This window comes from Nocardia sp. NPDC056952, assembly GCF_042674185.1.
GTDB lineage: Bacteria > Actinomycetota > Actinomycetes > Mycobacteriales > Mycobacteriaceae > Nocardia.
The window spans coordinates 1,487,262-1,501,500 of record NZ_JBHURA010000001.1 but is presented as its reverse complement, the minus strand read 5'-3'; the positions used below and the strand labels follow the sequence as shown (position 1 = coordinate 1,501,500).

Annotated in this window: 14 protein-coding genes; 5 read left to right on the top strand and 9 right to left on the bottom strand. The window is 66.8% G+C overall.

From position 1 onward, the window contains the following. Positions 1-21: 21 nt before the first annotated feature. From ACFTS5_RS06860 to ACFTS5_RS06830, 7 genes are read right to left on the bottom strand one after another with little or no spacing between them, the layout of a single operon-like run. Positions 22-678 (bottom strand): GntR family transcriptional regulator, encoded by a 657-nt coding sequence (locus tag ACFTS5_RS06860; protein ID WP_378628128.1) that lies wholly within the window; start codon positions 676-678, stop codon positions 22-24. After that, on the bottom strand, positions 678-1,850 hold the full coding sequence (locus ACFTS5_RS06855; RefSeq protein WP_378628126.1) for a CaiB/BaiF CoA transferase family protein: 1,173 nt from the start codon (positions 1,848-1,850) through the stop codon (positions 678-680). Before ACFTS5_RS06855 ends, ACFTS5_RS06860 begins: the two co-directional genes overlap by 1 nt. Beyond that, positions 1,847-2,653: an enoyl-CoA hydratase/isomerase family protein gene (locus ACFTS5_RS06850; RefSeq protein WP_378628123.1), complete on the bottom strand. Its 807-nt coding sequence runs from the start codon at positions 2,651-2,653 to the stop codon at positions 1,847-1,849. Before ACFTS5_RS06850 ends, ACFTS5_RS06855 begins: the two co-directional genes overlap by 4 nt. Next, positions 2,650-3,807: a CaiB/BaiF CoA transferase family protein gene (locus tag ACFTS5_RS06845; protein ID WP_378628121.1), complete on the bottom strand. Its 1,158-nt coding sequence runs from the start codon at positions 3,805-3,807 to the stop codon at positions 2,650-2,652. Before ACFTS5_RS06845 ends, ACFTS5_RS06850 begins: the two co-directional genes overlap by 4 nt. 14 nt (positions 3,808-3,821) lie before the next feature. Continuing rightward, positions 3,822-4,991, bottom strand: coding sequence for an acyl-CoA dehydrogenase family protein (locus ACFTS5_RS06840; RefSeq protein WP_378628119.1), 1,170 nt, complete (start codon positions 4,989-4,991; stop codon positions 3,822-3,824). 2 nt (positions 4,992-4,993) lie between these two features. Continuing rightward, positions 4,994-6,949: an AMP-binding protein gene (locus ACFTS5_RS06835; RefSeq protein ID WP_378628117.1), complete on the bottom strand. Its 1,956-nt coding sequence runs from the start codon at positions 6,947-6,949 to the stop codon at positions 4,994-4,996. 36 nt (positions 6,950-6,985) lie between these two features. Beyond that, positions 6,986-7,447, bottom strand: a complete 462-nt coding sequence (locus ACFTS5_RS06830; protein ID WP_101463091.1) for a MaoC family dehydratase — start codon at positions 7,445-7,447, stop codon at positions 6,986-6,988. Positions 7,448-7,580: 133 nt separating this feature from the next. Here ACFTS5_RS06830 and ACFTS5_RS06825 point away from each other — a divergent pair, with 133 nt between their 5' ends. Genes ACFTS5_RS06825 through ACFTS5_RS06805 form a run of 5 tightly spaced genes read left to right on the top strand, consistent with a single transcriptional unit; the run spans position 7,581 to position 11,729 of the window. Further along, a complete protein-coding gene (locus ACFTS5_RS06825) occupies positions 7,581-8,744 on the top strand; it encodes an acyl-CoA dehydrogenase family protein (RefSeq protein WP_378628114.1) in 1,164 nt (387 codons plus the stop codon). Further along, the gene (locus ACFTS5_RS06820) at positions 8,741-9,655 is read left to right on the top strand and encodes an HpcH/HpaI aldolase/citrate lyase family protein (RefSeq protein ID WP_378628112.1); all 915 of its coding nucleotides are present in this window, start codon (positions 8,741-8,743) and stop codon (positions 9,653-9,655) included. Before ACFTS5_RS06825 ends, ACFTS5_RS06820 begins: the two co-directional genes overlap by 4 nt. Further along, entirely contained in the window at positions 9,652-10,398 is a 747-nt protein-coding gene (gene fabG / locus ACFTS5_RS06815; RefSeq protein WP_378628110.1) for a 3-oxoacyl-ACP reductase FabG, read from the top strand. Before ACFTS5_RS06820 ends, fabG begins: the two co-directional genes overlap by 4 nt. Then, positions 10,395-11,264: a MaoC family dehydratase N-terminal domain-containing protein gene (locus ACFTS5_RS06810; RefSeq protein WP_378628109.1), complete on the top strand. Its 870-nt coding sequence runs from the start codon at positions 10,395-10,397 to the stop codon at positions 11,262-11,264. Before fabG ends, ACFTS5_RS06810 begins: the two co-directional genes overlap by 4 nt. Before the next feature lie 12 nt (positions 11,265-11,276). Next, positions 11,277-11,729 carry a MaoC family dehydratase gene (locus tag ACFTS5_RS06805; RefSeq protein ID WP_378628107.1) on the top strand — a complete coding sequence of 151 codons (453 nt, stop codon included), beginning with the start codon at positions 11,277-11,279 and terminating at the stop codon, positions 11,727-11,729. A 58-nt stretch (positions 11,730-11,787) separates the two neighbouring features. Here ACFTS5_RS06805 and ACFTS5_RS06800 read toward each other — a convergent pair whose 3' ends face one another. Both ACFTS5_RS06800 and ACFTS5_RS06795 read right to left on the bottom strand, forming a co-directional pair. Beyond that, positions 11,788-12,681, bottom strand: coding sequence for an HpcH/HpaI aldolase/citrate lyase family protein (locus ACFTS5_RS06800; RefSeq protein WP_378628106.1), 894 nt, complete (start codon positions 12,679-12,681; stop codon positions 11,788-11,790). A gap of 88 nt (positions 12,682-12,769) precedes the next feature. Beyond that, positions 12,770-13,909: a lactonase family protein gene (locus ACFTS5_RS06795; RefSeq protein WP_378628104.1), complete on the bottom strand. Its 1,140-nt coding sequence runs from the start codon at positions 13,907-13,909 to the stop codon at positions 12,770-12,772. Positions 13,910-14,239 lie beyond the last annotated feature (330 nt).

The window sequence follows — 14,239 nt, the reverse complement described above, 5'->3', positions numbered from 1 at the left end:
GTTCACGCATAAAATATTATATCAGGCCCAGAATTGGCGAGCTTCGAGCATCTCGACCGCGCGGTCGCCGCCGTGCCGGAAGTGCTTCTCGGTCGTGGTGCGGGCGGTGTCCGCGTCGCGTGCCCGCAGCGCGGTCAGGATCTCGCGGTGGTCGCGGTCGGCCGTCTCGGGCCAGTCGTCGTGGGCTTCGTAGAAGCCGTGTGGTCCCGCGCTGCCCAGTACTTTGAGCTCGGTGAGCAGGCGGCGGGATCCGCTCGCACGGTTGATCATTCGATGGAACTCGAAGTTGAGGGTTTCGCGGTCCCGGCTCGACGATGTTTCCATCCGATTCAGGATCGCCTCGAGCGCGTCCAGTGACACATCGGAGATCCTGGCTGCCGCACGTGCGGCAGCCAGACCCGATACCACGCCGAGCAGCCAGTAGTGATCGCGAACATCGTCACGCGTCATCAGGGCCACGAACGCGCCACGGCGCGGCGGCATGTCGACGATGCTCTCCAGCTCGAGCGCGATCAGCGCCTCGCGCACGGGTAGCTTGCTGATGCCCAGGAATTCGGCGATCTCGTCCTGATCGATCTTGTCACCCGGACGGAGCTCACCCGCGAATATTCGGCGCCGGATCTCCTGCACCGCAGCCGCTTTCAGGCTCGGTGGTTGCGCGACGCGTGGCAGATCCATCAGGTCTTCCCCGACTCCACCGTCGGCGCGAACTCGGCGCGAATCGCGTCGGTGTGGGCACCGAGAGCAGGCACGGACCCGTTGACCACCGGCCAGTCACGTGCGGTACCCGGCGGTCGCAGGGCGGGCACAGGGCCGGACGGAGTGCCGATCTCGCGCCAACGGTCACGCTCGCGCAGTTGCGGATGCTCGGCGAGTTCGCGCACACCGTTGAGTCGCGCGTTCCCGATCCCAGCCTTGTCGGCACTGTCCTGGATCTCGGCCAATGTCTTGGTGGCACACCACTGTTGGACGATCGCATCCACCTCGCCACGGCGGGCGACGCGATCGTCGTTGTGCAGATAGCGCGGATCATCGGCCAGCTCAGGGCGACCCATGAGGTCGGTCATCCGCCGCCACTCACGGTCGCTGGTAGTTCCGAGTACCGCCGTCTGCCCGTCCGAAGTCGGGTAAGCGCCGTACGGGGCGATCATCGGCGAGCCCATTCCCACCGGCACCGGTTCGGTATCGGCGTGCAGGACCTGGTTGAGGGCGAATCCCATCATCTCCGACACCACATCGAGCATCGCCACGGGCACGACCGCGCCGTGTCCGGTGCGCTCGCGGTCGTAGAGCGCGGCCAGGATCGCCGAATACGAGTACAGCGCGGTGCCGATATCAGCGACCGGGATGCCGGGCTTGGCGGGGTTGCCGGGTGTGCCGGTGATGCTGCACGAGCCCGCTTCGGCCTGGATCAGCAGGTCGTAGGCGCGCTTGTGGTCGAGTGGTCCGCCGCGACCGTAGCCGGAGATGTCGACGATGATCAGCCGGGGAAAGCGGCGTGCGAGTTCGTCGACGCCGAGGCCGAGCCGGTCCAGCGCGCCGGGTCCGAGATTGCTCACCAGCACGTCGGCCCCGGCCAGCATGGCTTCGAGGACCGCGAGGTCATCGGCCACGCGCAGGTCCAGTGCCGCCGATTCCTTGCCGTGGTTGAGCCAGGTGAAGTGCGCCGACAAGCCACCGACCACGGTGTCGTAGTGACGGGTCGAATCGCCGTAGCCGGGCTGCTCGACCTTGATCACGCGGGCGCCGAGGTCGGCGAGATGGCGGGTGCACAGCGGGGCGGCGATGGCCTGTTCCAGACCGATCACCGTGACACCGGCCAGCGGGCCGTGCGCGCGTGCGGTGCTCATGAGAACTTGGGCTCCCGCTTCTCCCGGTAGGAGCCGACGCCCTCGGCGACATCGGGGCCGCCGAAGTGGTAGAACTCCAGGCCCAGCGATGCGTCGAAGATCGGCATGGCCTGCCGGTACCAGCCGTTGAGCGCCATCTTGGTGCCCTGGATACCGGCCCGCGAACCGGCGGCCAGCTTCTGCGCGATCTCCATGGCCCGGTCCTGGACCTGGTCGTCGTCGACACACAGCGACACCATGCCGATACGCTCGGCTTCCTCGCCGGTGAGTACCTCGTTGGTGAGCAGGTGGTACTTGGCCTTGGCCATCGAGGTGAGCAACGGCCAGCAGATCGCCGCGTGATCGCCCGCCGCCACGCCGAGGCGCACGTGCCCGTCGACGATCTTGGCGCGGCGACCCGCCACCGAGATGTCGGCCAGCAGCGCTGCCACCAGGCCCGCACCGGCGGCCGGCCCGTTGATCGCGGAGATGATCGGCTGGGGTACTTCGATGATGTTGCGCACCAGGTCCCGCGCCTCGCGCATGACCCGTGTCCGCGAGCTGTAGTCACCGATCATGTCCTCGACGAGGTCGAAGCTGCCACCGGCGGAGAAGGCCCGCTCCCCCGCGCCGCGGATGATCACCGCGCGCACGGATTCGTCGAGTGCGATCACCGGCCAGACGTCGGCAAGGTGCCGGTGCGCCTCGGCGCCAACCGAATTCAGATTCGGCCCGTCGAGGACGATACGCAGCACGCCCTCCGAGGGCCGATCGATCGTCAACGACGAGAAGTCCTCGTAGCCGGGCACGTATTGTCCTTTCATTCGCTGATCGACACCGCAGCGGCGCCGGTAGAAGTCGCGGTGGTCGACCACCGCATGAGAACGTCATCGAGTTCGCCCAGCCCCACGGGCGGTGTCGACGGCGCCCGAGCGGGGGTCCGGCCGAACCGGGGGGCGGGCGCCGGATGCAGGACACCCGAAACCCGTTCGAACACACCGCGTTCGACATTGTGCGGATCCTGCGCCGCTTCGTCGAAGGTGAGCACCGGCGATACGCAGGCATCGGTTCCCTGATAGATCTGCTGCCATTCGTCGCGGGTGCGCCCGGCCACCGCCTCGGCGATGAGTTCGCGCAGCCGTGGCCACTCGTCGCGATCGTCCTGCCCGGGCCAGTCGCTGGTGTCGACACCGAGCTTGGTGAGGAACTCGCGATAGAAGTCGGGTTCGAGGGCGCCCACGGCCAGGTACCGACCGTCCGCGCACCGGTAGGTGTCGTAGAACGGTGCGCCCGAATCCAGGAAATTGGTACCCGGCTCGTCGGAGTACAGCCCGGCGGCACGGAGCCCCTGCAACTTCGCGGTCAGCACCGCGACGCCATCGACCATCGCGGCGTCGATCACCTGACCGCGCCCGGTGCGCGCGGCTTCCACCAGTGCGCAGGCGATGCCGAACGCGCCGATCGCACCACCGCCCGCGTAATCGCCGAGCAGATTGATCGGCGGTCTCGGCGCGCCGCCCTCGGACGCGAGTGCGTGCAGGGCGCCGGACTGGGCGACATAGTTGATGTCGTGTCCGGCGTCCTGCGCGCGGGGACCGGTTTGGCCGTAACCGGTGAGCCGGACGTAGACCAGACGGGGGTTGCGCGCGGTGGCCTCCTCGGGGCCCAGACCCAGCCGTTCGGTGACACCGGGGCGATAGCCCTCGATGAACACATCGGCCGAATCAGCCAGGCGCAGAACAGCTTCGCGCCCAGCCGGGTCCTTCAGATCCACCGCTATCGACCCGACACCGCGATTGACCACATCGGTCTCCTCGGTCAGGCCGACAGTTTGGCTCAGCTCGCGCGCCGAGCGGTGCGGCGGGCGCACCACCCGGACGACGTCGGCGCCCATGTCCGCCAGCAACATCGACACGTAGGGCACCGGCCCCATGCCTGCCAGCACGACAACACGCACACCCGTCAACGGTCCCGTCATCGGTTCTTCCCCTCCTAGTAGGAACGCGGTAGGCCGAGCACCTGCTGGGAGATGTAGTTGCGCACCATCTCCTGGGAGAACGGCGCATTACGCAGCAGACGCACCTCCCGCCACAGCCGCTCGATGTGGTACTCCTTCGCGTAGGCGTACCCGCCGAGCGTGGAGAACGCGCGGTCACACGCCTCGAAGCCGGCTTCGGCGCCGAGGTACTTGGCCGCGGCCGCCTCGGGACCGCACGGCAGACCCGCGTCGAACAAGTCCGCCGCCCGCATGATCATGCCTTCAGCGGCTTCCAGACGGATCCAGGAATCGGCCAACGGGTGTGCCACAGCCTGGTTCTGGCCGATCGGGCGATCGAAGACGATACGGTTCTTGGCGTATTCGGCGCCGATCTCGAGCGCTGCGCGGCCGAGACCCACACCTTCCATGCCGACCACGATGCGTTCGGGGTTCAGGCCGTCGAGCAGGTAGTAGAAGCCCTTGTCGACCTCGCCGACGAGGCGATCGTCGGCCACCTCGAGGTTGTCGATGAACAGCTCGTTGGTGTCGATCGCGGCGCGGCCGAGCTTGTCGATCTCGCGGACGGTGATCTTGGAGCGATCCATGTCGGCCAGGAACAGCGACATGCCCCACAGCGGCTTGTCGTCGCGACGCGGCGAGGTACGGGCCAGCAGCAGGATCTTGTGTGCGTTCTGGGCATTGGTGATGAACACCTTCTGCCCGTTGATCACCCAACCGCCGTCGACCTTGGTGGCCTTGGTCTTGATCCGCGAAGTGTCAACGCCCGCGGTGGGTTCGGTGACGCCGAAGGCCATCAGCAGATCGCCGGAGGCGAGCTGGGGCAGGAACTCGCGCTTCATCGCCTCCGAGCCGTACTTCACGATCGGCGCGGGCGGGAACGCGTAGAAGTGGATCGCCGAGCCACCGCTCATGCCGGCGCCGGAGGCCGAGATCTCGCCCAGCATGACCGCGGTCTCTTTCAGGCCGAGCCCGATGCCGCCGTACTCCTCGGGGATCATCGCGCCGAGCCAACCGCCCGCGGCGAAGGCTTTCACGAAGTCCCAGGGGTATTCGTGCTTGTTGTCCTTGTCGAGCCAGTAGTTGTTGTCGAACTTGCGCGCGAGCTCTCGCGTCGCCTGACGGACGACCTCGACATTGTCATCGGTGTCGGTAGCGGCAGTCATTGCTACTCCTGTTCGTCGCCCGCGGACACGGGGATCGCTTCGAGTGGGGTGGTGGGGTCGAGAGCGGACATGTCGCCGATCGGTGACCCGAGGAACCGGGACCGAATGGCCCGGCGCATGATTTTTCCGTTCTTGGTCTTGGGCAGGCTTTCCACGACAACCACCGCCGGGGCGAACGAGCGCCCCGCGTTGCCGGTCGCGGTGTCCTGCAGGTCATGTGGGGTCTCCCCCGCGGCGCGCAGGACCGCGAAGGCCACCGCGCGCTGTCCGCGCAGTTCGTCGGGGACGCCGATCACGGCGACTTCGGCGATCCTGTTGTCGCGCAACAGCGCCGCTTCGATCTCGGCGGGGCCGACCCGGCGACCCGAGAGTTTGATGGTGTCGTCGGAGCGGCCGTGGATGCGCCACATGCCCTGATCATCGATGCTGGCGAGGTCGCCGTGCACCCAGATACCGTCCCACTGGTTCCAGTAGGTCTCGAGGTAGCGCTCGCGGTCCTGCCAGAAGGCGTGGGTCATGCCGGGGAAGGTGTTGCGCACCACCAGTTCCCCGATCTCACCGACGACCGGCTTGCCGTCCTCGCCGAATACCGCGGCGTCGACGCCGGGCAGTGCACCGGTGAAGGCCGCCGGGGCCGCAGGCAGGAAGGGATAGCCGATCAGGATGCCGCCGCCGACCTCGGTGCCGCCGCTGTAGTTGACGATCGGTCGCTTGCCACCGCCGACCTCGGAGAACAGCCACCACCAGGTGGGTTCATCCCAGGCTTCGCCGGTGGAAACGAAGGTCCGCAGGCTCGGCATCTCGTGGGTGACAGCATCTCCCGCCGCTTTCAGCGCTCGAGCCGCGGTGGGCGCGATACCGGCCACGGTGACGCCGTTGCGTTCGATGATCTCCCACATCCGGCTCGCGGTCGGATGGGTGGGCAGCCCTTCGATCATCACGATCGTCGCGCCCAGTTGCAGCGGGCCGGTCATCAGCATCGGACCGACGAGCCAGCCGAGATCGGTGATCCAGGAGACGACATCGCCGTCGTGCACATCGAAGCCGTAGCCGAAATCGACCGCGGTCTTCACCGCGAAGCCTCCGTGCGAGTGCACGATGCCCTTCGGGCGACCGGTGGTGCCCGAGGTGTAGACGATGGTCAGCGGGTCGTTGGACTCGGTGTCGGCGGTCGCCACCGGGGCCGGGTCGGCGTCGAGTTCGTCGTAATACACATCGCGGCCGGCGTGCATCGGCACGTCGGTGCCCAGATGCCGGATGACCACGACCTTGCGGACCGAGGGCGCCGCCTCCAGCGCCGCGTCCGCGGTGGCCTTCAGCTCGACGCGCTTGCCACGCCGGGTCGTACCGTCTGCGGTCACCAGCAGTACCGCATCGGAATCCTGCAGGCGGGTCGCGAGTGCGTCCGGTGCGTACCCGCTGAAGGTCGGCACCGAGACGGCCCCGATCATGGCGATCGCGAGGAACGCCACGGCCGCTTCGGGCACCACCGGCATGAACAGCACCACCCGGTCGCCACGCCGCACACCCAGCTGGGTGAGGTTGGCGGCGAAGCGGCGCACCTCGACGTCGAGTTCGGCGAAGGTCAGCGTGCGACGCTCACCCTCGTCACCCTCGTAAACGATCGCGGTGCGGTCGGCATTGCTTCCTTGTGCGTGCCGATGCGCGGCCAGCTGCGCGATGTTCACACCACCGCCGGTGAACCACCGAGGGAAGGGTTTTCCGGCCGATTCGTCGACGGCGCGGTCGAACGGGACCGAGAAGTCCACGCCCAGGTCGGTTGCCGCCGCCTGCCAGAACCATTCGGGTTCGGCGATCGCCCGTCGGTTGAGCTCGGTAACTGCCGTGGCATCGTCGCCGAAGCCCCAGCCGCGCATCGCCGTCAGCAGACGGCTGCGCTCACGGATCTGCTCGTCGGGAACCCAGGCCGGCTGCTCGACAGGCTGAACGTCCACCATGACGTGTCCTCCTCGTTGGTGATTCGTCGGACCGGATCAGGCCTGCTCGGCCGGTCGCTTCATCATCAGACCGACGCGCAGGGCGTCACAGACCACTTCGTCACGCTGGTTGATGCCGAGGTGGCGAAACATCACGATGCCGGAGTCGTTGCGGCTCTTGGATTCCCGCTTGCTCTCGATCTTGGTCTGCACGTGGATCGTGTCGCCGTGGAAGACGGGCTTGGGGAACTTGATCTGCTCGAAGCCCAGGTTGCCCAGGGTGGTGCCCTGGGTGGTCTCCGGCACGGTGATGCCCGACACCAGGCCGAGGATGAACAGGCTGTTCACCAGGCGCTGACCGTAGATGGAGTTCTTGCTGTACTCGGCGTCGAGATGCAGCGGCGCCAGGTTCAGGGTCATCACGCTGAAGAACGTGTTGTCCGCCTCGGTGACCGTGCGGCGGGTGGGATGGTCGATGACCATTCCCGGCTCGAACTCCTCGAAATACAGGCCAGCCATGTCGCGTCCTCTCGGAATATATTATGTACTAGATAGTGCCGGACGGATGGTACCCCACCGTGCGGACTCATCATATATTGTATCATCATATATTATATCTAGTATCAACCGCGCTCAAACAAGGGAGCCGAGAGTGTCCGAACTCAGTGCCGAGGACTTCGATCCGATCCTGGCCCACGTCCGTACTTTCATCCGCACGAAGGTGGTCCCGCGCGAGCAGGAGATCCTCGACACCAACGCGATTCCGGACGACATCCGCCAGGCCGCAGCCGAGATGGGGCTGTTCGGGTACGCGATTCCGCAGCAGTGGGGCGGCCTCGGCGTCGATCTCACCCAGGATGTCGAGCTCGCCATGGAATTCGGCTACACCAGCCTGTCGCTGCGGTCGCTGTTCGGCACCAACAACGGCATCGCGGGCCAGGTGCTGGTGAACTACGGCACCGACGAGCAGAAGAAGCAGTGGCTCGAGCGGATCGCCTCGGGCGAGGTGCTGGCCTCCTTCGCGCTCACCGAACCCGGTGCGGGCTCCAACCCCGCGGGGCTGCGCACCCGTGCACGGCGTGACGGTGACAACTGGGTGATCGACGGTCAGAAGCGCTTCATCACCAACGCTCCCCTGGCCGATCTGTTCGTCACGTTCGCCCGCACCGCGGAGCCCGGCCCGGACGGTCCCGGTATCGCCGTATTCCTGGTGCCCGCCGATACACCGGGAGTCATCGTCGGCCCCAAGGACGCGAAGATGGGTCAGGAGGGTGCGTGGACCGCCGATGTCACCTTCACCGATGTCCGCGTTCCCTCAGACGCCCTGGTAGGTGGCTCGGAGAACGTAGGTTATAAGGCCGCGATGGCCTCTCTGTCGCGTGGCCGCGTCCACATCGCCGCGCTCGCTGTCGGCACCGCCCAGCGCGCGCTCGACGAGTCGGTTGCCTACGCCGCCACCGTCACCCAGGGCGGCACGGCCATCGGTGATTTCCAGTTGGTCCAGGCGATGATCGCCGATATGCAGACCGGCGTGATGGCAGGCCGCGCGTTGGTGCGCGACGCCGCCGCCAAGTACGTCTCCGGCGAGGACCGGCGGATCTCACCGTCGGTGGCCAAGCTCTTCTGCACCGAGATGGTCGGCCGGGTCGCCGACAACGCGGTGCAGATCCACGGCGGCAGCGGCTACATGCGTGAAGTCACCGTCGAGCACATCTACCGCGATGTCCGCCTGTTGCGCCTGTACGAGGGCACCAGCGAGATCCAGCGCCTGATCATCGGTGGCGGGCTCGTGCGCGAAGCGAAGAAGCGCGCGTGAGTACCGGTATCGCCACCGATCTGGCGACGCGGGTGCGCTCCGCCGCGACGCTGTTGTTCGTCCCGGCAGATCGTCCCGAACGTTTCGCCAAGGCCGCTGCGGCGAACCCCGGCCTGGTCGTACTCGATCTCGAGGACGCCGTCGCCCCCGATGCCAAAGAGGCCGCGCGCGAGAACGCCGTGGCCTGGATCGACGCGGGCAACGAGTGCGCCGTGCGCATCAACGCGGCCGGAACCGTCTGGCATGACGACGATCTCGCAGCACTGGCACCGCTGCGCTGCGCGGTGATGCTGCCGAAAGCCGAAGTCGGGGTTCTCGACGGTGTCGTCGCGGCGCTCGCCGAGGGGCAGTCGAGTCGACGAAGCGGTCCCTACCGTCCCAAAGCCGCCATCGGCCGGACCGAACCCTTGCTGATCGCCTTGATCGAAACCGCTGCGGGGGTACTGCATTCAGCAGCCGTCGCCGCCACACCGGGAGTGGATCGACTCGCGGTCGGCACCTTCGACCTCGCCGCCGAACTCGGGGTGGACCCCACCGACCGCGACGCGCTGGCCGGGACTCGGCACGCTCTCGTGCTCGCTTCGGCCGCAGCGGGCCTGCCCGGCCCGATCGACGGCGTTACCGCCGTCGTCGATGACGCCGACCTGGTCGACGACGACGCCCGTTACGGCAGGCGGCTCGGTTTCACCGGCAAACTCTGCATCCACCCACGCCAACTCGACCCCGTGGCCACAGCCTTCCGGCCCAGCGCGGACGAACAGGCGTGGGCACGAAGAATTTTCGCGGCGATCACCGACACTTCGGGTGTCGCCGTTGTCGACGGTGCCATGGTCGACAAGCCCGTCCTCGACCGTGCCCGACGCATCCTGGCGCAGCTCGGCGCCACCACCGACAGTGAGGAAGCACCATGACCGGACCACTTCTGGCCGACAAGACCGCCGTCATCACCGGCGCCGCCCAGGGCATCGGCTACGCGATCGCCGAACGGTTCATCGCCGAGGGTGCCCGCGTCATCATCGGTGACATCGACGGTGCGGCCGCCGAAGCCGCCGCCGACAAGCTCGGCGGCGCGGCTGTCGCTCGTGGTGTGCGCTGTGACGTCACCGTCGCCGACGATGTCCAGACCCTGCTCGACGCCGCCGCCGAATCCTTCTCCCCCGTCGACGTCATGATCAACAACGCGGGCATCACCCGCGACGCGACCATGCGCAAAATGACCGAGGACCAGTTCGACCAGGTCATCGCCGTGCATCTCAAGGGCACCTGGAACGGCACCCGCCTGGCCGGTGCGGTGATGCGCGAGCGCGGCAACGGCGCCATCATCAACATGTCCTCGCTCTCGGGCAAGATCGGCCTGCCCGGCCAGACCAACTACTCCGCGGCCAAGGCCGGCATCGTCGGCCTGTCCAAGGCAGCGGCGAAAGAGCTCGCGCACCTGGGTGTTCGGGTCAACGCCATCCAGCCCGGCCTCATCCGTACCGCCATGACCGAAGCCATGCCGCAGAAGGTATGGGACCAGAAGATGGCCGAGATTCCCCTCGGCCGCGCCGGTGAGATCGACGAGATCGCCACGGTGGCACTGTTTCTCGCCTCCGACATGTCCTCGTACATGACGGGCACCGTGCTCGAGGTGACCGGCGGGCGGTTCATGTGACCGCCTCCGACTGGCAGCCGCATCTGGAAACCTCCACCGAGCTCCTCGATCCCGCTCCGGTGGCCGCGTTGGCGGCCCTGCTCGACGACGGTCTGCCCACCCCGGGCCCCGGTGATCCGCTGCCACCGCTGTGGCACTGGGTGGCCCTGCCCCGGTGGGCTGCCTCCGGTGTCCTCGGTGTCGACGGACACCCGCGACGCGGGTCGTTCCTGCCGCCGGTCGACCTGCCGCGTCGGATGTTCGCCGGTGGTGAGATCCGTGTCCACGCACCACTTCTCGTCGGATCGACCGTGCGCCGCGAGGCCGAGGTCATCTCGGTGTCGGAGAAGAAGGGCCGCTCGGGCGCACTGGTGGTGGTCGACGTCCAGATCCGATTGTTCGACGACACTGACGAACTCGCCGTCGAGGAGACGCAGAACCTGATCTATCGGGAGGCCGCGCCCGCCCCCGAGCGGCCCGCAGTGTTCCCGCAGGCCGAGAACACCGTTCCGGGCACGCCGTTGCACCGAGCCTCGGACAACGCCTGGGAGCTGCGCACCGATCCGTCACTGCTCGCGCGGTTCTCCGCGGCCACCGCCAACGCGCACCGCATCCACTACGACTGGCCCTATGCCACCGGTGTGGAGGGTTACCCCGGGCTGGTCGTGCACGGCCCGTTGCAAGCCATCGCGTTGGCGGAGGTCCACCGGTTGATGGGCGGGTCGCCCGCACGCGAGCTACGGCACCGGGGCAGGGCGCCGCTGTTCTGCGGTCAGCCCGCCCGGCTGCTCGCCACCGAGGTACCCGACGGTGTCGCACTCGAATTGTTCGGCCCCGGCGGCGAATCCGCCGGACCGAATGCCACCGTCGATCTCACCACCGATTAGCCAGGAGACCTCGTGACCCGCGTTTTCACCACCCTCGACGAGGTCCGCGCCGCGGTGGGCGAGCCGATCGGCCCGAGTGAACCGTTTCTCGTCGACCAGACGCGGATCTCCGCGTTCGCCGTGGTCACCGACGACGAGCAGTGGATCCACGTCGACCCGGAGCGTGCTGCCACGGGACCCTACGGCGGCACCATCGCCCATGGATATCTCACGCTCTCGCTGATCTCCCATTTCCGGCCGGAGCTCCTGGATTTCACCTTCGGCTCGGCCCGGGTCAACTACGGCGTCAACAAGGTTCGCTTTCCGGCGCCGCTGCGCGCCGGATCGGAACTTCGGGCGACCGTCACGATCACCGATGTCACCGAGACTCCGGCTGGAGCTTCGGTGACGGCGAAGTATGTGCTCGACGGCGGTGAGGCCAAGCCGGCCTGCGTCGCCGAGACGGTTCTGCTGATCGTGGGCTGATCAGCTCAGAACACGAAGAAGGGGGTGGCCGCGGCCACCCCCTTCCTTTTTGTGCTGGTTACGCGTTGGCCGACACCGCGTCAGACAGGGCGATGATGCCCTCGGCGGTCTTGACGTGGGCGAGATCGACGTGCTGGCCCTCGAAGTCGACCGCGGCGCTGCCTGCGGCTTCGGCTTCCCGGAACGCCACGATCATGCGCCGGCAGTAGTCGACGGTCTCGGGCGACGGCGAGAACACCTCGTTGGCGATGGCCACGTGCGACGGGTGGATCGCCACCAGACCGCGGTAGCCGAGCTGGCGGTTGTCCAGGCAGAAACGACGCGCACCCTCGAGATCCTTGATGTCCTGCCACACGCCGGTCACCGGGTGGTGCAGCCCGTTCGCCTTGGCCGCCAGGATGATCCGGCTGCGCAGGTACAGCGTTTCGAGCCCGCCGGGAGTGAACTCGAAGCCGAGTTCCCGGCCGACGTCGGCGTTGGGACCGGTGGCACCTAGCAGCGAGGCCACCCGGGGGCTCGCGCCCGCGATGTCCTCGCAGTGCGCCATCGACACCGCGGTCTCGAAGGACACGATCAACTGCACGGTGCCCACCTCGAGACCCTCGCGCTGTTCGATGTGGCTCAGGACCGCGTCCAGGCGCACGATCTCCTCGGCGGTGAACACCTTGGCCAGGAACAGTCCGGCCAGCCCCGGACGCACGATGGCCTCCAGGTCGCCGCCGAGAAGTCCACTGATCTCCGGGTTGGCCCGGACCCACAGGTCGGGGCGCACGCCCTCGGCGGTGAGGCGGTCGATGGTGGCGGCGACGATGCCGCGTGCCTCGATCTTGTCGGCGGCGGGCACCGAGTCTTCGAGGTCGAGGATCAGCGCGTCAGCACCGGATGCGACGCCCTTGTCGGCCCAGGTGCCCTTGTGACCGGGGACGAAGAGCATCGAGCGGTACGGTTTCATCGTGTGCCTCCCTTGGCAGCTGAAATATGAGTTCTTCCTGAATATAATATATGTAATATCCCGCCGCGCGAGGGGCTCGGACCGATCGTCACTGGGTCGCCACCCACGCATTCGGCCCGTCGGCGAAGAGCAGGCCGGTATCGACCGAAGGGGCATCGGTCAACGTGAGCCGCCCGTCGGGCGCCATCGCATAGGTATGCACTCGTGAAGTGCCTTGAACGGTGAGAGTGTCGATGAGGAAGACATGTTGCGATACCGAGTCGACCAGAACACGGCCCGGCAGCGTGCCCGCCGGCGCCTTGTAGGGCGTACCGGGCAGCGTGGTCAGCGCGCCGTTCTCGGCGATCTCGAATCCGGCGATGCCGCCCGCCATCGCCTCGGCCATGTACATGCGTTTGCTGTCGGAAGTGAACATCGCGCCGTGCGGCAGCGGCATCAAGCCGGTACGGAAGGGGGATCCGGGTACCGGTGTCAGTTTCCCGTCGGCGCCGATCGAATAGCCCGATACATTGCCCTCCGCCTCATTGCTGGTGTAAAGAAAGCGTCCGTCCGGAGTGACGCCGGGAATAGTCGACATCAATCCAGCGGGTACCGAATCCACCTGCGTCAGCGCGCCGTTCGGCCCCACGGCATAGCTCAGCACCGTGGCGTCGAGCCAGCCCACCATGAAGAGATACTTTCCGTCGGGCGAGATGGCGGGCATGCTCAGTCCGCTGACCCCAGGGATCGGCACCGGAGTTGCCCCGGTCGGGGTGAGTCCGCCCGTGCTGGTGATCCGGTAGGCACGGATCTCGTTCGTCACCGTGCCGGTGGTCACAAACACTGTCTTGCCATCGGGTGCCGCCAGGATTCCCACACCGGGGCTGCCGAGGTCGAAGTGCGCGTCGGCGATAGGAGTGAGCCTGCCGTCGGCACCGAGATCGAATCCGTTCACTGTGCCCGACACGACGTTCGCCGAATAGACCTTCCGGCCATCTGGAGTAATCGTCACCGCCAGCGCACCGGTTCCCGAGGCGAACGGCGATCCCGCCACCTTCGACAACCCGCCTGCGCTGTCGAGACCCAGCACGCTGATATTCGACGAACCGGCCCCGGTGATCACCACAAACCTCGCTCCCGGATCCGCTAGTGCGACCGAGGAATCCAGCCAGCTACCCGATGCGAGAGCGAGCGCGAGGGTGAGACCGGCCGCGGCCCGTCGGGGACGAGAGTTCTTGGTCCAGAACATTTCGTGAAACCTCCAGCTGGTCGGCGAGCACCGCTGCTCCCGACCGATCAGAATTCGCGCGATATGCGCTCACATAAGGAAAAAGGCGCCAACCTGCGCGCCGTCCTTCCTCTGCGAGGCTAAGCAGGAATCCAGCAACAAGATGTCCAATAATGTGGACATACAAAATATTTCGGTCAGCAGTAATTCTGGATTTCAACGAACAGCAGAAGGGCCCTGTGGAACAAAATAGACCCGGGCCAAGAAACGCAATATTTGGGTTTGGGGGCAAATATTTCCGAAAAGCCAGTCGGAGGGAGGCGGTGTTTAATGAACCACCGGCTTTGTGAA

Coding starts and splice junctions, on each gene's coding strand:
- ACFTS5_RS06845 (WP_378628121.1), bottom strand. CDS start 3,807: ATGACGGGACCGTTGACGGGTGTGCGTGTTGTCGTGCTGGCAGGCATG.
- ACFTS5_RS06795 (WP_378628104.1), bottom strand. CDS start 13,909: ATGTTCTGGACCAAGAACTCTCGTCCCCGACGGGCCGCGGCCGGTCTC.
- ACFTS5_RS06830 (WP_101463091.1), bottom strand. CDS start 7,447: ATGGCTGGCCTGTATTTCGAGGAGTTCGAGCCGGGAATGGTCATCGAC.
- ACFTS5_RS06800 (WP_378628106.1), bottom strand. CDS start 12,681: ATGAAACCGTACCGCTCGATGCTCTTCGTCCCCGGTCACAAGGGCACC.
- ACFTS5_RS06855 (WP_378628126.1), bottom strand. CDS start 1,850: ATGAGCACCGCACGCGCGCACGGCCCGCTGGCCGGTGTCACGGTGATC.
- ACFTS5_RS06835 (WP_378628117.1), bottom strand. CDS start 6,949: ATGGTGGACGTTCAGCCTGTCGAGCAGCCGGCCTGGGTTCCCGACGAG.
- ACFTS5_RS06840 (WP_378628119.1), bottom strand. CDS start 4,991: ATGACTGCCGCTACCGACACCGATGACAATGTCGAGGTCGTCCGTCAG.
- ACFTS5_RS06860 (WP_378628128.1), bottom strand. CDS start 678: ATGGATCTGCCACGCGTCGCGCAACCACCGAGCCTGAAAGCGGCTGCG.
- ACFTS5_RS06850 (WP_378628123.1), bottom strand. CDS start 2,653: ATGAAAGGACAATACGTGCCCGGCTACGAGGACTTCTCGTCGTTGACG.
- fabG (WP_378628110.1), top strand. CDS start 9,652: ATGACCGGACCACTTCTGGCCGACAAGACCGCCGTCATCACCGGCGCC.